Annotated in this window: 14 protein-coding genes; 10 read left to right on the forward strand and 4 right to left on the reverse strand. The window is 68.5% G+C overall.

The genetic code is table 11. The annotated features are described in order from the left end of the window. Positions 1 to 83 precede the first annotated feature (83 nt). From glgX to AC50X6_RS03310, 5 genes are all read left to right on the forward strand, one after another. Complete coding sequence (gene glgX / locus AC50X6_RS03290; RefSeq protein WP_494964856.1) at positions 84 to 2,351, forward strand: glycogen debranching protein GlgX; 2,268 nt, start codon at positions 84 to 86, stop codon at positions 2,349 to 2,351. Next, complete coding sequence (treY, locus tag AC50X6_RS03295) at positions 2,348 to 4,672, forward strand: malto-oligosyltrehalose synthase (protein WP_494964857.1); 2,325 nt, start codon at positions 2,348 to 2,350, stop codon at positions 4,670 to 4,672. Before glgX ends, treY begins: the two co-directional genes overlap by 4 nt. A gap of 40 nt (positions 4,673 to 4,712) precedes the next feature. After that, entirely contained in the window at positions 4,713 to 6,524 is a 1,812-nt protein-coding gene (gene treZ, locus AC50X6_RS03300) for a malto-oligosyltrehalose trehalohydrolase (protein WP_494964858.1), read from the forward strand. A 40-nt stretch (positions 6,525 to 6,564) separates the two neighbouring features. Continuing rightward, entirely contained in the window at positions 6,565 to 7,602 is a 1,038-nt protein-coding gene (mgrA, locus tag AC50X6_RS03305) for an L-glyceraldehyde 3-phosphate reductase (protein ID WP_326966737.1), read from the forward strand. Between the two features lie 186 nt (positions 7,603 to 7,788). Continuing rightward, positions 7,789 to 8,874, forward strand: a complete 1,086-nt coding sequence (locus tag AC50X6_RS03310; protein ID WP_494964859.1) for an inositol-3-phosphate synthase — start codon at positions 7,789 to 7,791, stop codon at positions 8,872 to 8,874. Positions 8,875 to 8,968: 94 nt separating this feature from the next. Here AC50X6_RS03310 and AC50X6_RS03315 read toward each other — a convergent pair whose 3' ends face one another. From AC50X6_RS03315 to mshA, 3 genes are all read right to left on the reverse strand, one after another. Then, positions 8,969 to 9,886, reverse strand: a complete 918-nt coding sequence (locus AC50X6_RS03315) for a DUF559 domain-containing protein (protein ID WP_494964860.1) — start codon at positions 9,884 to 9,886, stop codon at positions 8,969 to 8,971. A gap of 121 nt (positions 9,887 to 10,007) precedes the next feature. Beyond that, entirely contained in the window at positions 10,008 to 11,747 is a 1,740-nt protein-coding gene (locus tag AC50X6_RS03320) for a formate--tetrahydrofolate ligase (protein WP_494964861.1), read from the reverse strand. 59 nt (positions 11,748 to 11,806) lie between these two features. Further along, the gene (mshA, locus tag AC50X6_RS03325; RefSeq protein ID WP_494964862.1) at positions 11,807 to 13,093 is read right to left on the reverse strand and encodes a D-inositol-3-phosphate glycosyltransferase; all 1,287 of its coding nucleotides are present in this window, start codon (positions 13,091 to 13,093) and stop codon (positions 11,807 to 11,809) included. 112 nt (positions 13,094 to 13,205) lie between these two features. On the opposite strand from mshA, the gene AC50X6_RS03330 reads away from it, so the two are divergent. Further along, entirely contained in the window at positions 13,206 to 13,751 is a 546-nt protein-coding gene (locus AC50X6_RS03330) for a GNAT family N-acetyltransferase (protein ID WP_494964863.1), read from the forward strand. Between the two features lies 1 nt (position 13,752). On the opposite strand, the gene AC50X6_RS03335 is transcribed toward AC50X6_RS03330, so the two are convergent. Then, positions 13,753 to 15,252 (reverse strand): family 4 glycosyl hydrolase, encoded by a 1,500-nt coding sequence (locus AC50X6_RS03335; protein ID WP_494964864.1) that lies wholly within the window; start codon positions 15,250 to 15,252, stop codon positions 13,753 to 13,755. A gap of 81 nt (positions 15,253 to 15,333) precedes the next feature. Between AC50X6_RS03335 and AC50X6_RS03340 the strand changes: the two genes are divergently transcribed. The 4 genes from AC50X6_RS03340 to tsaB all read left to right on the forward strand — a co-directional run bounded on the left by AC50X6_RS03340 (position 15,334) and on the right by tsaB (position 19,224). Continuing rightward, positions 15,334 to 16,425, forward strand: coding sequence for a carbohydrate kinase family protein (locus AC50X6_RS03340; RefSeq protein WP_494964865.1), 1,092 nt, complete (start codon positions 15,334 to 15,336; stop codon positions 16,423 to 16,425). Between the two features lie 287 nt (positions 16,426 to 16,712). After that, complete coding sequence (alr, locus tag AC50X6_RS03345; protein WP_494964866.1) at positions 16,713 to 17,954, forward strand: alanine racemase; 1,242 nt, start codon at positions 16,713 to 16,715, stop codon at positions 17,952 to 17,954. Continuing rightward, complete coding sequence (tsaE, locus tag AC50X6_RS03350) at positions 17,951 to 18,559, forward strand: tRNA (adenosine(37)-N6)-threonylcarbamoyltransferase complex ATPase subunit type 1 TsaE (RefSeq protein WP_494964867.1); 609 nt, start codon at positions 17,951 to 17,953, stop codon at positions 18,557 to 18,559. The genes alr and tsaE overlap by 4 nt, the downstream gene beginning before the upstream one ends. After that, the gene (tsaB, locus tag AC50X6_RS03355) at positions 18,553 to 19,224 is read left to right on the forward strand and encodes a tRNA (adenosine(37)-N6)-threonylcarbamoyltransferase complex dimerization subunit type 1 TsaB (RefSeq protein ID WP_494964868.1); all 672 of its coding nucleotides are present in this window, start codon (positions 18,553 to 18,555) and stop codon (positions 19,222 to 19,224) included. Before tsaE ends, tsaB begins: the two co-directional genes overlap by 7 nt. Positions 19,225 to 19,241 lie beyond the last annotated feature (17 nt).

Below are 19,241 nucleotides of genomic sequence, written 5' to 3' on the forward strand. Positions count from 1 at the left end.
GACACCCGGCGTCCCGACAAGGATGCTAACCCTACTTACCAGTAGTCTGTCTAGAGATTGTCCGCATCACACGAGGAGAACACATGGAAGTCTGGCCCGGAATGGCGTACCCGTTGGGAGCCACTTTTGACGGCACCGGCACCAACTTTGCCCTGTTTAGCGAACTCGCCGAGCGGGTGGAGCTCTGTATCCTCGCCGATGACCTGACCGAGACCCGGATCGAGCTGACCGAAGTGGACGGCTACGTGTGGCACTGCTACCTGCCGCTCATCCAGCCCGGCCAGAAGTACGGCTACCGTGTCCATGGCCCGTACCAGCCGGAGACCGGGAGCCGTTTCAACGCCAACAAGCTGCTGCTGGACCCCTACGCCAAGGCCATACAGGGCCAGATCGACTGGGACCCGGCCCTCTTTTCCTACGAGTTCGGCGATCCGGACTCGCGCAACGACGGCGATTCCGCGCCGCACACCATGCACGGCGTGGTCATCAACCCGTTCTTCGACTGGGACGGCGACCGCCTCCTGCGCATCCCGTACCACGAATCGGTCATCTATGAGGCCCACGTCAAGGGCCTCACCGAGCTGCACCCGGAGATCCCGAAGGAACAGCGCGGCACCTACGCCGGAGTGTCGCACCCGGCCGTGATCGACCACCTGAAGAAGCTCGGCATCACCGCGATCGAGCTTATGCCCGTGCACCAGTTCATCAACGACGGCACCCTCGTGGAAAAGGGCCTCAACAACTACTGGGGCTACAACACCATCGGCTTCTTCGCCCCGCAGAACACCTACAGCTCCTCCGGCGACGTCGGGCACCAGGTCCAGGAGTTCAAGGCCATGGTCCGCGATCTGCACAAGGCCGGCATCGAGGTGATCCTGGATGTGGTCTACAACCACACCGCGGAGGGAAACCACCTGGGCCCCACCCTGTCCTTCAAGGGCATCGACAACCAGGCATATTACCGTCTGGTTGACGACGACCAGAAGCATTACATGGACTACACCGGAACCGGGAACTCGCTCAACGTCCGGCACCCGCACTCGCTGCAGCTGCTGATGGACTCCCTGCGCTACTGGGTGACGGAAATGCACGTGGACGGCTTCCGCTTCGACCTGGCCTCCACCCTGGCCCGCGAGTTCTACGACGTGGACAAGCTCTCCACCTTCTTCGAACTCATCCAGCAGGACCCGATCGTCTCCCAGGTCAAGCTGATTGCAGAACCGTGGGACGTCGGCCCCGGCGGCTACCAGGTGGGCAACTTCCCGCCGCAGTGGACCGAGTGGAACGGCAAGTACCGCGACACCGTTCGTGATTTCTGGCGCGGTGAGCCCTCCACCCTGGGCGAGTTCGCCTCGCGCCTGACCGGCTCGGCGGACCTGTACGAAAGCTCGGCGCGCCGGCCGGTCGCCTCCATCAACTTTGTCACCGCGCACGACGGCTTCACCATGCGCGACCTGGTCTCCTACAACGAGAAGCACAACGACGCCAACGGCGAAGATAACAACGACGGCGAATCCCACAACCGCTCCTGGAACTCCGGCGCCGAGGGGGACACCGACGACCCGAAGGTGCTGACCCTCCGGGCCCGCCAGCAGCGCAACTTCATCGCCACTCTGCTGCTCTCCCAGGGTGTCCCGATGCTCCTGCACGGCGATGAGCTTGGCCGCACACAGCAGGGCAACAACAACACCTACTGCCAGGACTCCGAACTGAGCTGGGTGCACTGGGAAGCGATGGACCAGCCGCTGGTCGAATTCACGGCCTTTGTCAACAAGATCCGCCACGACCACCCGACCTTCCGGCGCAGCCGCTTCTTCGAGGGCCGCCCGGTGGTCCGCGGTGAGGGCGAGAAGCTGCCGGACATCGTCTGGCTGAAAACGGACGGCACAGAAATGCGACCGGAGGACTGGGACAGCGGCTTTGGCCGGACCATCGGCGTGTTTTACAACGGGCACGGCATCCAGGAGCAGGACTCCCGCGGGCGCCGGATCACCGACGACAGCTTCCTTCTTGGCTTCAATGCCCACGACGACGACGTGGACTTTGCGCTGCCGCCCGAGGAATACTCGCGGTTCTGGGACGTGCTGGTGGACACCGCGGACCAAGCCGACACCGAGCAGCCGCTCAAGGCCGGATCGGTGCTGAAACTGGCCGCCAAGTCCATGGTGGTGCTCCGCGCGCACTCCGGCCCGGAGGTGGAAGTGGACTACTCCGCGGCCGCTTCCCTGGCCGCCATGGCCGAGCATGAGGACGAGGAAGAGGGCACCCGCACCTTGACCGCGGTGGAGGAAGCTCACCCCGTCACCATCGTTGCCCCCGCAAAGGCCGCCACGGAGGACCCGGCTTCATGAGGACGCCAGTCTCCACCTACCGGCTGCAGATCCGGTCCGGCTTCACCCTCCAGGATGCCGCCGACGCCGTGCCGTACCTGAAGTCACTCGGTGCGGACTGGATCTACCTCTCGCCGATCCTGACGGCGGAGAAGGGCTCGGACCACGGCTACGACGTGACCGACCCCTCCGCGATCGACCCCGACCGCGGCGGGCCCGAGGGGCTCGCCGCGGCGTCGGCGGCCGCCCGGAAAGCCGGCATGGGAGTGCTCGTCGACATTGTGCCCAACCACGTCGGCGTCGCCACCCCCGTCCAGAACCCGTGGTGGTGGTCGCTGCTGAAGGAGGGACAGCAGTCCCGCTACGCGCCGGCGTTCGACGTCGACTGGGACTTCGGCGGCGGCCGGATCCGGATCCCCGTGCTGGGATCAGACTCCGACGTCGACGCGCTGGAAATCGAGGACGGGGAACTGCGGTACTACGACCACCGTTTCCCGCTCGCCGAGGGCAGCTACGCCGAGGGGGATGACCCCCGTGAGGTCCACGACCGGCAGCACTACGAACTGGTCGGCTGGCGGCGTGCCGACAACGAGCTGAACTACCGCCGGTTCTTCGCCGTCAACAGCCTCGCCGGGATCCGGGTGGAGCTCCCGGAGGTCTTCGACGAAGCCCACGCCGAGATCGTCCGCTGGTTCCGGGACGGGCTGGTTGACGGGCTGCGGATTGACCACCCGGACGGTCTTGCCGACCCGGAAGGCTACCTCCGACGGCTGCGCGAGGCCACCGGCGGCAGCTACCTGCTGATCGAGAAGATCCTCGAGCCGGGCGAGCAACTCCCGGCCGGCTTCGACTGCGAGGGCACCACCGGCTACGACGCCCTCGCGGACGTGGACCGGGTCTTCGTTGACGCCGCAGGCCAGGAGCTGCTCGACGCGCTCGATTCCGGGCTGCGCGGCGGGACGGCGGACTACGAGGACATGATCCGCGGCACCAAGCGGCGGATCACCGACGGGATCCTGCATTCGGAGATGCTCCGGCTCGCGCGCCTGGTGCCTGCAGACGCCGGCCTCACCCCCGACGCGGCCGCCGACGCACTGTCCGAAATCATCGCCGCGTTCCCGGTCTACCGCAGCTACCTTCCGGAGGGTGCGGACGTCCTGAAGGAAGCCTGCGGGCTTGCCGTCCGCCGCCGTCCGGAGCTGGCCGGCGCCGTCGGGGTGCTGCTTCCGCTGCTGCTCGACGCCGGTCCTGACGCCGGCGCGGAACTGGGGCGCCGTTTCCAGCAGACCTCCGGCATGGTCATGGCCAAGGGCGTGGAAGACACCGCGTTCTTCCGCTACACCCGGCTGGGCACCCTCACCGAAGTCGGAGCCGATCCCACCGAGTTCTCCGTCTCGCCGGCGGAGTTCCACACCCGGATGGCCCGCCGCCAGGCCGAACTCCCGCTGTCCATGACCGCGCTCAGCACCCACGACACCAAGCGCAGCGAGGACACCCGGGCGCGGATCTCCGTGATAGCCGAGCGTCCCGCCGAATGGAAAGCCGCCCTGTCCCGCCTGCAGGAACTGGCGCCGCTGCCCGACGGGCCGCTCGCCAACCTCTTGTGGCAGGCCGTTGCCGGCGCGTGGCCCGCGGACCGTGAGCGGTTGCAGTCCTTCGCCCGGAAAGCCGCCCGCGAGGCGGGGAACTCGACCGATTGGCTGGACCCGGACGCGGCCTTCGAGGACAAACTGGCGGCCGCCGTCGACGCGGTCTTTGACAACAGTGATGTCCGCGCGGAGCTGGACTCCCTCGTGGCCCTGCTGGAACCCTACGGTGCGGCCAACTCCCTCGGCGCCAAGCTGGTGCAGCTGACCATGCCGGGGGTACCGGACGTCTACCAGGGCACGGAATTCTGGGACCGCTCGCTGACCGATCCGGACAACCGCAGGCCCTTCGACTTCGGTGCGCGCCGCGCGGCCCTGGCCGCGCTCGACGCCGGTGAGCAGCCGGCGTCGTACACCGATGACGCAGCGAAACTGCTGGTCACCTCGCGGGCGCTCCGCCTGCGCCGGAACCGCCCGGAGCTGTTCACCGGCTACACCCCGGTCCAGGCCACCGGCGCTGCCGCGGCGCACCTGCTTGGCTTCGACCGGGGCGGGACCGCAGGCGGCGGGGCGGTCACACTCGCCACCCGGCTGCCGCGCGGACTCGAACGGCAGGGCGGCTGGCAGGACACCGCCGTCGAACTTGCCACGGCCATGACGGATGAGCTGACCGGGAACACCTTTGGTCCCGGCCCGGTGCGCGTGGCCGGCATCCTGCGCGACTACCCGGTGGCCCTCCTGGTGCCCGCCGCCTAAGCAGTCCTTGAAGAACCGACATGGGGAACGGAAGAATGCCATGACCTTGCCTGCACACGGAACCGAACGCTTCGATCTCTGGGCGCCGGACGCTGAGTCAGTGACGCTGCTCGCCGACGGCCGGAGATACCCGATGAGCCGGGTCGTTGGAGCCGGCCGGGCCGCCGGAGGTACGCCCGGAGCCGGCCCGGACGGCGACAACCACGACGGCTGGTGGACGGCCGCCGGAGCCCCCGCCACCGGCGAGGTGGCCTACGGCTACCTCCTGGACGGGGACACGACCCCACTGCCGGACCCGCGGTCCCGTCGGCAGCCCGACGGCGTGCACTCGCTGTCGCGGACCTTCGACGCCGGCAGCCACGCCTGGGCTGACGGGCAGTGGTTGGGACGCGGGCTGCAGGGTGCTGTGATCTACGAGCTGCACCTGGGAACCTTCACCCCGGAGGGGACCCTGGACGCGGCGATCGGGAAGCTCGGCTACCTGGCTGAGCTCGGCGTCGACTTCGTGGAGCTGCTCCCGGTCAACGGCTTTAACGGCACCCACAACTGGGGTTATGACGGCGTCCTGTGGTACGCCGTGCACGAAGGCTACGGCGGACCCGCCGCGTACCAGCGCTTCGTGGACGCGGCCCACGCCGCCGGCCTGGGAGTGATCCAGGACGTCGTCTACAACCACCTCGGGCCCAGCGGGAACTACTTGTCACGGTTCGGGCCGTACCTCAAATCGGGGGAGGGCAACACGTGGGGCGACTCTGTCAACCTCGACGGCCCCGGCTCCGACGTCGTGCGCCAGTACATCCTGGAGAACGCCGCCATGTGGCTCCGGGACTATCATGTGGACGGGCTGCGGCTCGACGCCGTGCACGCCTTCAAGGACGAACGGGCAGTCCACCTCCTGGAGGAGTTCGGCGCGCTCGCGGATCACATCTCCGCCGAAACCGGGCGTCCTGCCACGATGATCGCCGAGTCGGACCTCAACGATCCCCGGCTGCTGTACCCCCGGGAGGTCAACGGCGACGGCCTGGCCGGGCAATGGAGCGATGACTTCCACCACGCGGTCCACGTCAACGTCAGCGGCGAGGCCACCGGCTACTACGCCGACTTCGAATCGCTCGGGGCGCTGGCCAAAGTCCTGGTTGACGGGTTCTTCCACGACGGCGGCTACTCCACTTTCCGGGAACGCCACCACGGCCGGCGCATCAACACCGGCATCGTCCACCCGTCGGCGCTGGTGGTCTGCAGCCAGAACCACGACCAGATCGGCAACCGGGCCACCGGTGACCGGCTGTCCCAGTCGTTGGGCTACGGGCAGCTGGCGCTCGCGGCCGTCGCGACCCTGACGTCGCCGTTCACACCGATGTTGTTTATGGGCGAGGAATACGGTGCGACGACGCCGTGGCAGTTCTTCACGTCGCACCCGGAACCGGAGCTCGGCAAGGCCACCGCCGAGGGCCGGATCAGGGAATTCGAGCGGATGGGCTGGGACCCCGCCGTCGTGCCCGACCCGCAGGACCCCGGGACCTTCACCCGTTCCAAGCTCAATTGGGCCGAAGCCGCCGAAGGTGACCACGCCCGGCTGCTGGAACTCTACCGCTCGCTGATCGAACTCCGGCGCTCGACACCGGAGCTCGCCGGTCTGGGGTTCGAGGACACCGCGGTGGACTTCAGCGAGGCGGACGGCTGGCTCCTGTTGCGGCGCGGCGGCGTGGAAGTAGCGATGAACTTCTCCGCCGAACCGCGCGGTGTCGCCGTCACCGGTGCTTCGGTTGTGCTGGCCACCGACGACGGCGTGCGGCTCGGGACCGGGCGGCTGGACCTTCCCGGGCACAGCGCCGCAATTCTCTCAAAGTAGTTCTCTGCAAGTATTTTTTAGATGAGGCAGGATGGAATGTATGACTTATTCGGCAGCTGACACCCGCTATGACACCATGCCCTACCGCCGCGTGGGACGCAGCGGCCTGAAACTCCCCGCGATTTCGCTGGGCCTGTGGCACAACTTTGGGGACGACAAGACGTTCGAGGCCCAGCGCGCCATCCTGCGCCGCGCCTTCGATCTCGGCGTCAACCACTTTGACCTGGCCAACAACTACGGCCCGGCGGCCGGTTCGGCCGAGACCAACTTCGGCCGCCACCTCAAGGACGACTTCCGTCCCTACCGTGACGAGCTGGTCATCTCCACCAAGGCCGGCTACAACATGTGGCCGGGCCCGTTCGGCGAATGGGGCTCCCGCAAATACCTGCTCGCGAGCCTGGACCAGTCCCTGAACCGGATGGGCCTGGACTATGTGGACATCTTCTACAGCCACCGGCCTGACCCGGAGACCCCGATGGAGGAGACCATGGGCGCCCTGGACCAGGCGGTCCGCTCGGGCCGGGCCCTGTACGCCGGCATCTCCTCCTACACCCCGGAACAGACCCTCGAGGCCGCCCGCATCCTCAAGGAGCTCGGCACCCCGCTGCTGATCCACCAGCCCAGCTACTCCATGCTGAACCGCTGGACCGAGAACGGCAGCCCCAACCTGTACGAGGCGCTGGAACAGGTGGGTGCAGGATCCATCGCTTTCTCGCCGCTGGCGCAGGGCATGCTGACGGACCGCTACCTCAACGGCATCCCGGCCGATTCCCGCGCCGCCCAGGATAAGTCCCTGGACCAGTCGATGATCACGGAGGAAAACCTGGAGCGCGTGCGGGGCCTGCGCCGGATTGCCGAGGGCCGCGGACAATCGCTCGCCCAGCTGGCCATCGCCTGGATCCTGCGCGAGCAGGGCAAGGGCTCGTCCGTGACGTCCGCGCTCGTGGGCGCCTCCAGCGTCCGGCAGCTCGAAGACACCCTGTCCGCCATCAACAGGCTCGACTTCACGGCCGGGGAACTCACCGCAATCGACGAGTTCGCCGTCGAGTCGGACATCAACCTGTGGGCCCAGAAGTAGCCCGCTGAGCGCCTGCGGTAAGAAATTCGACGGCGGCGCCGGGAAGTCGGCGCCGGGAACAAGCGGAGCCCCGGCGCCGTTGAGTAGAATGCTAAGGGCGCCGTATGGCGCCGTGCCCGTCTGCCGCCGTCGCGCATCAGAGCGCGTCCGCGCCGGGCATAAGAAGTTTGTCCTCAAAGGAGTTCCGTGTCTTCACATCCGATTCGTGTTGCAATCGTCGGCGTAGGTAACTGTGCCACCTCGCTGGTCCAGGGCGTCCAGTACTACAAGGATGCTGATCCCCAGGCCACGATCCCGGGTTTGATGCACGTGGAGTTCGGCAAGTACCACGTCAACGATGTGCAGTTTGTCGCCGCTTTCGATGTGGATGCCAAGAAAGTCGGCCAGGACCTGTCCGCAGCCATCCTGGCCAGTGAGAACAACACCATCAAAATCGCGGATGTCCCGCCGGCCGGTGTCATCGTGCAGCGCGGCCCCACCCTCGACGGGCTCGGCAAGTACTACCTCGAGACGATCGAGCAGTCCGCGGAGGAGCCGGTGGACGTCGTCCAGGCCCTTAAGGACGCCAAGGTGGACGTTATGGTCTGCTACCTGCCCGTCGGTTCGCAGGAAGCTGCCGAGTTCTACGCCCAGTGCGCGATCGATGCCGGCGCGGGCTTCGTCAATGCCCTGCCGGTCTTCATCGCCGGGACCAAGGCGTGGGCGGACAAGTTCACCGCCGCCGGCGTCCCGATCGTGGGCGACGACATCAAGAGCCAGATCGGTGCCACCATCACGCACCGGGTGATGGCCAAGCTGTTCGAGGACCGCGGCGTCACCCTGGACCGCACCTACCAGCTGAATGTCGGCGGCAACATGGACTTCAAGAACATGCTGGAGCGGGACCGCCTCGAATCCAAGAAGATCTCCAAGACCCAGGCCGTCACTTCCAATGTGGAGGCTGATATTGCGCCGCGCGACGTCCACATCGGCCCGTCGGACTACGTCCAGTGGCTCGACGACCGCAAGTGGGCCTTTGTCCGCCTTGAGGGCCGGAACTTCGGCGACGCCCCGGTGTCGCTGGAATACAAGCTGGAGGTCTGGGACTCGCCCAACTCCGCCGGCGTGATCATCGACGCCATCCGTGCCGCCAAGATCGGCCTGGACCGCGGCATCGGCGGCCCGTTGCTCTCGGCTTCGAGCTACTTCATGAAGTCCCCGCCGGAGCAGTTCAACGACGATCTCGCCCGGGAAAAGGTCGAGGCCTTCATCCGCGGCGACCTCGAGCGCTAACCGGCCTCCCCCTCCCTCCTCCTCTCGGTTGCCCTATCACTTACGGTCCCCAAACCCCCGGTTTGGGCGCCGTAAGTGATAGGGCAACCGGCGTTTAATGGCCGCGGAGCGCGATCCGGACTCTTCGGACGGCATCGTGGAAGTCATCCGCGAGGTCGTCGGCATTGAACTTGAAGTAGCGCCAGCCGGCCGCATTGAACGATTCGTCGCGGCGATTGTCGCGGGACTGTTGTTCTTGGGTGAGGTGGTGGCCGCCGTCGTACTGGATGGCGATCCTTTGCCTCCGGTAGCCAAGGTCCGCAGCGGGGGAGTAACGGTCGCCCGGCACAATCCGAAGCTGCAACTCGGGCTCGGGCAGCCCGGCAGCGGTCAACGCCAGGCGCAGGAACGTTTCCGGTGCGGAGTCGGAGCCCGGCCGGATGAGCTCCAGTGCCAAGCGCGCATTGACGATTCCTTTAAGTTTCGGGTGCCGTCTGAGCATCGCCGCGAGCTGGGGGACCGTTGCCCACGGCTCCGTGCGGTCCTCAAGCTCAGGGCGGGGCCGGCGCACCAACTGGTCGCCGAGCGCGACAAGATCCTTCAACGGCAGGATGCGGGCCAGATCCAGCCAGGTCCGGGCGGGAGTTGAAATCCGGATTCCGTCCCAGACCGTGAGTTCGGCGTCGAACGCCAAGACGGTGTGTCCGACCACGCCGGCACGCCGGACCGGCGGGAGCGCCTTGGGCTTGCTCAGATGCAGTTCCCGGCACCCTCGGAACCACGACGGGAGCCACAGGCCCAGCAACATTGCAGCCGTGAGGTGCGAAATCCATGCGCCCGGCGTCGCGGCGGAGAGAGCTCGGGTCAGGCCGCGGAGTTCAAATTCCCAGCCCGTGGGCAGATAGAGCAACCGGCCGGCCGTCGCGAGATCGGAAGCACGGAGCCGGGAGCTGCCCAGGGCCGCAGCCCGCGCCTCATAGACAGTGAACGGGGCTGAGGCGAGATGGGCCGGCAGAGCTGCTGAGGGTCGCATGCGGACCATTCTTATCCGAACGCCGGTTCGCCGCTCGCGTTATCCACAGGGGCCCGTTGCGCTATCACTTTTGGTCCCCATTCCCCGGGAATGGCAGCCAAAAGTGATAGCGCAACGGAGATTAGAAGAGGCCGACGGGGTTGCCGTCGGCGTCGACGTCCATCCGCATGGCGGCCGGGACCTTGGGCAGGCCGGGCATTGTCATCACAGCTCCGGTGAGGGCCACAATGAAGCCTGCCCCGGTCTTGGGAATGAGGTCCCGTACGTGGACCGTGAAGCCCTTGGGCGCGCCGAGTTTGCTTGCGTCGTCGCTGAAGGAGTACTGGGTTTTCGCCATGCACACCGGGAAACCCGACCAGCCGTTCTTCTCGATCTCCGCGAGCCGCTTGAGCGCCGGCACCGAGAAGTCCACGCCGTCGGCCCCGTAGATTTCCTGCACGATGGTGCGGATCTTGTCCTCCACCGACATCTCCAGCGGGTACAGGTGCCGGAACGTGTGCGGCGCCTCGATGGCTGCGGCAACCTTGGCCGCCAGTTCGTCCCCGCCATCGCCGCCGCCGCCGCGGCCCCAGACATCCGCCACGGCCGCCTGGACACCCTCGGCCGCGCACCAGTGGAGCAGCCAGTCCAGTTCCGCCTGGGTATCGGTGGTGAACTTGTTGATCGCCACCACGGGCGTGATACCGAACTTCTCCACGTTCCGGACGTGCCGCCGGAGGTTCGCGACGCCGGCGGCCAGCGCCTCGACGTTGGGCTCCTTGAGCCGGTCTTTAGCGATGCCGCCGTGCATCTTGAGGGCCCGGATGGTTGCCACCAGGACCACGGCGGACGGTGCGACGTCGGCGATCCGCGCCTTGATGTCCATGAACTTCTCCGCCCCCAGATCGGCGCCGAACCCGGCCTCCGTGACGACGATGTCCGCCAGGCTGCGGGCGGTCTGCGTCGCGATCAGGGAGTTGCAGCCGTGCGCGATGTTGGCGAACGGGCCGCCGTGGACCAGCGCCGGGGTGCCGGCGATGGTCTGCACAAGGTTGGGCTTGATGGCGTCCTTGAGCAGCATGGTCAGGGCGCCCTGAACGCCAAGGTCGGCCACGGTGACGGGCCGACGGTCGTAGGTGTAGCCGAAAGTGATCCGGCCGAGCCGTTCGCGGAGGTCGGCGATGTCCGTGGCGAGGCAGAACACGGCCATGATCTCCGAGGCCACGGTAATGTCGAAACCGTCCTGCCGCGGGATGCCCTGCGCCGGGCCGCCCAGGCCGATCACGACCTCCCGGAGGGACCGGTCGTTCATGTCCAGAACCCGTTTGAAGGTCATCCGGCGCGGGTCGATGTTCAGTTGGTTGCCCTGGAAGATGTGGTTGTCCACGAGCGCCATCAGGGCGTTGTTCGCCGAGGTGACGGCGTGGAAGTCGCCGGTGAAGTGCAGGTTGATTTCGTCCATCGGCAGCACCTGGGAGTAGCCGCCGCCCGTGGCCCCGCCCTTCATGCCCAGGATGGGACCCAGCGAGGGTTCGCGCAGCGCGATCATCACCTTGTGTCCGGCCCGGGCCAGGGAGTCCGCGAGCCCCACCGTGGTGGTGGACTTACCCTCGCCGGCGGGCGTCGGTGACATCGCGGAGACCAGCACCACTTTGCCGGGAGCACGGGCCGGTGCGCCGGCCTGGGACGCTGCCAGCATCCCGGGATCGATCTTGGCCTTGTAGCGGCCGTAAAACTCCAGCGCCTCGGCGTTGATGCCGGCCGCGGCGGCGATTTCGCCGATCGGCCGCATCGTGGCCCGTTGCGCGACCTCCAGATCGCTAAGCGGAGCGCTTGAGGCGGCGGCCTCAGCGGCGGCCCCGGTATGCGTAGGTTCAGACATCGTTGTCCTTCGGCTCGTGGCGTCGGTGGGTTTTCCGGCCAATGATTGCCGGCCGGCTGTTACCGGCCGATTGCCCCGGCTGCGGGCAGGTGGCCCACCGGGACGGTCAGGTTTCCAAAATACTGGCTCAGGGCCGTGTGATAGCTCTCCACAGTAATCGCGGCGGTTCGTTGCCAGCCGAATTCCTGGGCGTGCAGGGAGGCGGCCCGGCCCATGTCCGCGCGGGTAGCCGGGTCGTCGTACAGGGCCTCGAGGGTATCGGCCCAGTCGGCGGCCTTGTGGCCGTCCACCAGCAGGCCGGTGCGGCCGTCGAAAATCGCGCGGGACAGCCCGCCCACCCTGGTGGCAACCACGGGGGTCCCGCAGGCCTGGGCCTCGAGGGCCACAAGGCCGAAGGACTCGCTGTAGGAAGGCATCACGACGACGTCGGCCGAGCGGTACCAGCCCGCGAGCTTCGGCGCGCTCACCGGCGAGTGGTGCGTGACGACGTCGTCCATTCCGGCGGAGCTGATCAGCGACTTTAGGTCAAAGTCCTTGGCCCCGCTCACCGCGCCCAAAATGGTCAGCTGCAGGTCGATGTCCGGGCGGCGGGCCCGGAGCAGCGCGGCCGCCTTGATGAGGATCTGCGGGCCCTTGAGCCGCTGGATCCGCCCGGCGAACAGCAGGTGGAACCTGCCCGGCGGCACCCCGTGGTGGGCCCGGGAGCGGCTCCGGAAGGCCGGTGTAAAGATAGTCAGGTCCACGCCGGGCGGCGCCACATCGATGCGGTCGCTCTCCGCGGTGTAGTGCGAGACGAGCTCGCCGGCTTCCGTGCCGGTGTTGGCGATCAGCCGGGTGGCGCCGTCGACGATCCGCTGCTCGCCGTCCTCGCGCCGGCGCGGTTCCGGCTGCTCACCGGATTCCAGCAGCAGGTTCTTCACCTTGGCCATGGTGTGCATCGTGTGCACCAGCGGCACCCCCCACAGCCTGGCGAGCTCCAGCCCGGCCACACCGGACACCCAGTAATGCGAATGGATCACGTCGTAGCGGCCGTGCGGCTGGAGCCGGCGGATCCTGTCGATCTCGGCCACCATGCTGTGCAGCAGTTTGGGCAGCTCCTCCTTGGGCAGCTTCCGCGGCGGCCCGGCCAGGACGTTGTGGACGCACACCCCCGGGGCAGGATGTTCGACGGCGGCCTGCCCGGCGGCGGTGGACCGGGTGAAGATCTCCACCTCGACGCCGGTCTCGGCGAGGGCCGCGGCCAGCGCGCGGATGTACACGTTCATGCCCCCGGCGTCGCCCGATCCCGGCTGCTCCATGGGCGAGGTGTGGAGCGAGAGGAAGGCGACGCGGCGGATCAGTGACATCCTGCTACCCTCCTGACCTGTGCAACACCTGAACATGGATTCGATAAAACACTACTCCTGAAGTGCGGGCGGGTTCACCGGAGGGCTTTACCGGCCGGCGGCTGGTGCTAACGTGGCCGCTGTGAGCAGAAGCACGGAAACTGGCTCCCTGACGGCCGGCTGGGATATCCGGGAGGCCACGGCACAGGACTGGCCCGCAATCTGGGGGATCCTCGAGCCCGTTATCCGGGCGGGGGAGACCTTCACCTGGGACCGCGGCACCACCGAAGAGCGGGCCCGCGAACGGTGGTTCAAACAGGCCCCGGGACGGACGTTCGTCGCCGTCGGCCGCGGGGATCTCGACGGCGTCGTGCTGGGCACCGGGGAGCTGCACGCCAACCAGGGCGGCGCGGGAAGCCACGTGGCCAATGCCGGCTACATGGTCCACCCGGCGTACGCGGGCAAGGGCGTGGCGCGGGGGCTCTGCACCTATTCCCTCGACGCCGCGCGCCGGGCCGGTTTCCGCGCCATGCAGTTCAACGCTGTAGTGGAAAGCAACGTCCGGGCCGTCGCGGCATGGCAGGGCCTGGGCTTCGAGGTGCTCGCCACCGTTCCTGAGGCGTTCCTTCACCCGCGCCTGGGCTATGTGGGCCTGCACCTGATGCACCGCACGCTGTAGCCTACGCTTCGTGCCAAAGCCGCTTCAGCTCCGGGAATGCGGCCTCGTAGCCGGTGAGCAGTTTCCCGCCGAGGACATCCGAGTCAACGAGGGGATGCCGGGCGAAGGCTGCCTGGGCCGCTTCCCGCCGGCCGGCCCCCGACGCCGGGCCGCCGCCTGTAGCCGGGCCGGGCCCCGACGCGGGCGGGAGCCCCGACGCCGGGCCGGGCGAGGTCGCCTGGACGACGAGCCGCTCCACGTCCTTGATCCGCCGCATCAGCGTCAGTTCCGCCTCCGCCGGGCGATCCTGCGGCAGCGGCGCAACGCCGTCGGGCGTCACCCGGCATGGCACTTCGACGACGGCGTCCGCGGGCAGCCCCGGAATCGCGGGGCCCGCCGCGTCCGCAAGCGTGTTGGGTGTATTCAGGATCAGCTCCGCCCCGCCCCCGCCGGCGAGGGCGCGCATGACAGCCAGCGCGACGCGCTCGTAGCCGCCGCCGGCAAGGTCCGTCTCGTCCCGGCGCTCGCCGGCTGGCCGCGCCTCGGCGAGGTAGCCTTCCTCACGGGACCTCCGCGCGGCGTCCCAGAGCCTGAACGCCTCCGGACCCGCCGCCGCGAGCCGCGGGTAGAGCTCCGCCTGCTGCCGGTCAATGGACTCCCCGCGGGTCCGGGGGGAGGAACGGATGCCGGCCAGGGCGCGGGCGGTCTCGTAGTAGTAGTAGAGGTACTCGTTCGGCAGGCAGCCCAGCCCGGCGAGGAAAGGCTGCGGAAACAGCCGGCCCTCCTCGAAACCGGCCAGGGCGCCGGCATCGGCCAACAGCCCCGGCAGCAGATCCCGTCCGCCGGACTCCAGCCGGTACAGCCAGCCGAGGTGGTTGAGGCCGTAGTAGCCGACGCCGTCGAGCCTGCCCTCTTGCAGCTCGACGCCGGCGGCCCGCGCCGCGCGGTGCACGAGCCCGCTGGCGGAGTCACAGATGCCGATCACTTTGGCGCCCAGCATGGGGGTCAGCGCCTCGGTGACCATGCCTGCCGGGTTGCTGAAGTTCAGCAGCCACGCATCCGGGCAGCGGCGGCGCATTTCCGCGGCGAGTTCCAGCATCCGGGGGATCGACCGCAGCGCGTAGGAGATGCCGCCGGCGCCTGTGGTCTCCTGGCCCAGGAGCCCCAGCCCCAGGGCGACCCGCTCGTCGGCGATGCGGCCGGCAGTGCCGCCGGGGCGGATCGCGGCAAACACCAGGTCCGTGCCGTCGAGGGCTTCGGGCAGGGACGTGGTGGCCCGGACCGCAGGGGGGTGGCCGCCGGCGGCCGGGGCCTGCCCGGAAATGGCCTGCCCGGAAATGGCCCGCCCGGCCGGGGCCTGCCCCGCCAGGGCGGCCAGGACCGCCTCGATGGCGGCCAGCCGGCCGGCGTCGACGTCGTAAAGCACCAGTTCACGGACGAGCCCCGCATAGGGCCCGGCGCAAAGTGCCCGGTAGACCAGCGGTACCCGGAATCCGCCGCCGCCGGCAATCATGAGCCGCATGCCGACAGTCTAATCATGCTGCCTCCCCCGGGCCGGGCGCACACCTTTCCAGCAGTACCTGGACGGCGTACTGTGCCATACATGGACGCGATGCCGACGCGGCGATTTGACCCACTTTCCTCCGTCCGGACCCCGGCGGCGGAAGGCTTTGACCTGCTCCTGACCGGGACCGTGTTCCAGGACATCATCTTCACCGGCCTCCCGCACGCTCCCGTTGCCGGAACCGAGATCTGGAGCGAGGGAATGGGCAGCTGCCCCGGCGGCGTGGCCAACCAGGCCATCGCGGCTGCCAGGCTGGGCCTGCGGACCGGCCTGGCAGCCGCCTTCGGCGATGACGGCTACGGTGACTACAACTGGAAGATCCTGGCCGGGCAGGAACACGTGGACTTGTCCCTGTCCCGGCGCATCCCCGGCTGGCATTCGCCCGTCACGGTGTCCCTGAGCGTTGAGCAGGACCGGTCCATGGTGACGCACGGCCATCCCGCCCCGGTGAGCTCCACGGAACTGATCGGCTGCCCGCCACCCGCGCTCGCCGCCGTCGCCGGCCTTGATGAGGAAATGGAGCCGTGGGCACTCGACGCGCACAAGGCCGGAGTCCGGCTGTTCGGCGACGTCGGCTGGGACCCCACCGGGGCGTGGGCGCCCGCCCGGCTGGACAACCTGCAGTACTTCCACGCCTTTATGCCCAACCAGCGCGAGGCGATGGCGTTCACCAAGCGCGACAATGCGTGGTCTGCGCTCTACTCGCTCGCGGACAAGGTGCCTGTCGCGGTGGTGACCCTGGGCCCGCAGGGTGCCATGGCCGTGGACTCCGAAACGGGGGAAGAGGAGTGGGTGCCGTCCCTTCCGGTCTCGGCCTTTGATCCGACCGGGGCGGGGGACTGCTTCGGCGCCGCCTTCATCGTCGGTTGCCTGGCCGGCTGGCCGCTGGGGGACAGGCTGCGGTTTGCCAACCTGTGCGCGGCGCTGGCTGTGCAGGAGGTCGGCGGCTCGCTGGCCGCACCGGGCTGGGGCGATATTGCCGACTGGTGGCAGCGCGCCAACGCCCGGAAGGAACGGCAGGGCAGCCAGTGGCTCCGGCGCTACTGCTTCCTGGAAGAGATCATCCGCGACGTGCCGCAGGAGGCGCTGCGGAGGGCGACGGCGACCATCGCGCACCTGTCGGACGCGTAAGTGTCCCGCCTTCGTGCGTAATCGCGGCTGGACATGTCCTCCGCTGGGGCGCTGGGATGGACATGGTGCCACTGTGCGCACTGCTTGGCGCGAAGAATGGGCATGTCCCGTGCCCGGGAGTGGCTCCGGTTCTGGTTGCCGTGGGACATGTCCTCTGCCCGGCCCGGGGGATGGACATGGTGCCATTGTGCGCACTGCTTGGTGCGAAGAATGGGCATGTCCCGCGGGCGGGGTTGGCCGCTGCTCACGAATTCAGTGCTGCGCGCTGCCGCCCCTAGAATCGTTAAGTGACTTACCCAGCAGCAACAGGCGACTCCAGGCCAGTTTCGGGAGCCGTGCCGGCCTACGTCGAGGAACGTTCGGCAGTAATCGACCTCGAGGCCATCCGGCACAATGTGCGGCGGCTCGCAGCCATGGCCTCGCCCGCCCAGCTCATGGCGGTGGTCAAGGCCGACGCTTACGGCCACGGCGCCGTTCGCGTGGCCCGGGCCGCGCTCAGCGCCGGTGCCAGCTGGCTGGGAGTCGCCCACATCTCCGAGGCCCTGGCCCTGCGCGCCGCCGGTATCGAGGCGCCCCTGCTGGCCTGGCTGCACACCCCGGAGAGTAACTTCGCCGCCGCCGTCGCCGCCGGAATCGACATTGGCTGCTCCGGCTGGGAACTGCAGCGGATCGTGGCGGCGGCCCGCGCCCAGGAACGGCCCGCCCGTGTCCATCTGAAGGTGGACACCGGTCTGGGCCGCAACGGAGCCACCCTCGATGCCTGGGACAGCCTCGTCGGCGAAGCCATGGAATACCAGGACCAGGGGCTGCTGCGGGTGGTGGGGGTCTTCTCACACCTGGCGGTAGCGGACGAGCCGGACCGCCCGGAAACGGATGAGCAGCTTGAGACCTTCCGAGAAGTCCTCGCCATCGCGCACGACGCCGGCGTGGACCCCGAGGTCCGGCACCTCGCCAATACCCCGGCCACGCTGTCTCGCCCCGACACGCATTTTGACCTGGTCCGCGTGGGACTGGGCCTCTACGGGCTGTCCCCGTTCGAAGGGCAGAGCTCCAAAGAACTGGGCCTGCGCCCCGCCATGACACTCCGGACGGTGGTCTCGCATTGCAAGGACGTTCCCGCCGGCCAGGGCGTCTCCTACGGACTGAACTACCGGACCCGCGGCGCCAGTACGCTGGGGCTCATCCCCCTCGGCTATGCCGATGGCGTTCCGCGCGCCGCCACCGGCGGCCCGGTCCGGGTGGAAGGTGTTAACTATCCCGTGGTGGGCCGCATCGCGATGGACCAGATGGTGATTGACTTCGGACCGCTCCACGTCTCGGCCGGCGGGCGCAGCCTCCTTGGCGCCGAGGCCGTGCTGTTTGGCGACGGCGCCGACGGCGGGCCCACGGCGGACGACTGGGCCGGGGCTGCCGGCACCAACAACTACGAGATTGTCACCCGGATCAGCCCCCGGGTGCCGCGCCGCTACGTCAATGAGGAACCGGACCGCAGCGCGGCGAAGGACGTCACGGCAGGACCGCGGCAGTGACCGCCCCGGCCTGGGAACGGACCCTCAACGTCCGGACCGCGGAGCAGACGCACGCCCTCGGCGCGGCCCTCGGTGCCCGGCTCGGGGCCGGCGATCTGCTGGTCCTCACCGGCGAACTCGGCGCGGGAAAGACCACCTTCACGCAGGGACTCGGGGAAGGACTGGGCGTCCGTGCCGGCATCATCTCCCCGACCTTCGTGCTGGTCCGAATCCACCCGAACCTGCCCGACGGGCTGCGTCCCGGCGGGCCGGACCTTGTGCACGTGGACGCCTACCGGCTGGGTTCGGCCGCCGAAATCGACGACATCGATCTGGAAAACACCATGGACAGTGCCGTGACAGTGGTGGAATGGGGCCGCGGCCGGGTGGAGCATCTGAGCGACAGCCGGCTCGAGGTGGATCTGGTCCGCAGCCTCGGCGGTGCCGCCGCCGCTGTCACCCTGGACTTTGATACGGACGACGACGACGAGCCCCGCACGGTCCTGATCCGCGGCTTCGGCCCGCGCTGGGTGCACGCGCCGGTACTGCCCGAGCCGGCACTGCCCGAGCCCGGGCACGATCCCGAGCCCACGCCCAAGCCCACGGAACGGAACTCCCGATGCTGATTCTCGCCATCGACACCTCGGCCGTGGCCAGCGCCGCCCTCCTCTCCGACGACGCCCTGGAATCCCTGATCGGCAGCTTTTCCACCGCGGATACCCGGAGCCATGCCGAAGTCCTTGCCCCGGGCATCGAGAAGCTCCTCGCCGTGGCGGGCCTGGGCGGAGCCGACATCGACGCGATCGTCACCGGGGTGGGCCCGGGCCCGTTCACCGGCCTGCGCTCCGGAATCGTCACCGCCCGCACCCTCGCTTTCGCCTGGGGCAAACCGCTGTACGGACTGATGAGCCTGGACGCCATCGCCCTTGAAGTGGCGGAGTCCACCGACGCGGCGCCGGAGTTCCTCGTGGCCACGGATGCGCGGCGCAAAGAGGTCTACTGGGCCCGCTACGCCCAGGCCGGCGGCCAACTCCCGCAGCTGACGGACGGACCCCATGTGGGATTCGCCGCGGACCTCCCCGGGCTTCCGGTCTACGGTGCCGGGGCCGGAATCTACTCCGACGTCGTCAAGGCAGTCCCCGGGTTCAGTACCCGGCAGCCTGAAGCTCTCTCCCTGGGCCAGTTTGCGCTGGCCCGGCTCGCAGCCGGGGAAAAGCTGCTGGACTCGACCCCGCTGTACCTGCGCGAGTCCGACGCCCGGGTACCGGGCCCCCGGAAGAGGGCACTGTGACCGGCCCGGCAGAAGTT

Source organism: Pseudarthrobacter sp. HLT1-7 (genome assembly GCF_059383435.1).

Excerpts from the sequence above, each read along its gene's own strand:
- treZ (WP_494964858.1), top strand. The coding sequence starts at position 4,713 with ATGACCTTGCCTGCACACGGAACCGAACGCTTCGATCTCTGGGCGCCG.
- AC50X6_RS03315 (WP_494964860.1), bottom strand. The coding sequence starts at position 9,886 with ATGCGACCCTCAGCAGCTCTGCCGGCCCATCTCGCCTCAGCCCCGTTC.
- AC50X6_RS03335 (WP_494964864.1), bottom strand. The coding sequence starts at position 15,252 with ATGCGGCTCATGATTGCCGGCGGCGGCGGATTCCGGGTACCGCTGGTC.
- glgX (WP_494964856.1), top strand. The coding sequence starts at position 84 with ATGGAAGTCTGGCCCGGAATGGCGTACCCGTTGGGAGCCACTTTTGAC.
- AC50X6_RS03340 (WP_494964865.1), top strand. The coding sequence starts at position 15,334 with ATGGACGCGATGCCGACGCGGCGATTTGACCCACTTTCCTCCGTCCGG.
- mgrA (WP_326966737.1), top strand. The coding sequence starts at position 6,565 with ATGACTTATTCGGCAGCTGACACCCGCTATGACACCATGCCCTACCGC.
- mshA (WP_494964862.1), bottom strand. The coding sequence starts at position 13,093 with ATGTCACTGATCCGCCGCGTCGCCTTCCTCTCGCTCCACACCTCGCCC.
- tsaB (WP_494964868.1), top strand. The coding sequence starts at position 18,553 with ATGCTGATTCTCGCCATCGACACCTCGGCCGTGGCCAGCGCCGCCCTC.
- treY (WP_494964857.1), top strand. The coding sequence starts at position 2,348 with ATGAGGACGCCAGTCTCCACCTACCGGCTGCAGATCCGGTCCGGCTTC.
- AC50X6_RS03320 (WP_494964861.1), bottom strand. The coding sequence starts at position 11,747 with ATGTCTGAACCTACGCATACCGGGGCCGCCGCTGAGGCCGCCGCCTCA.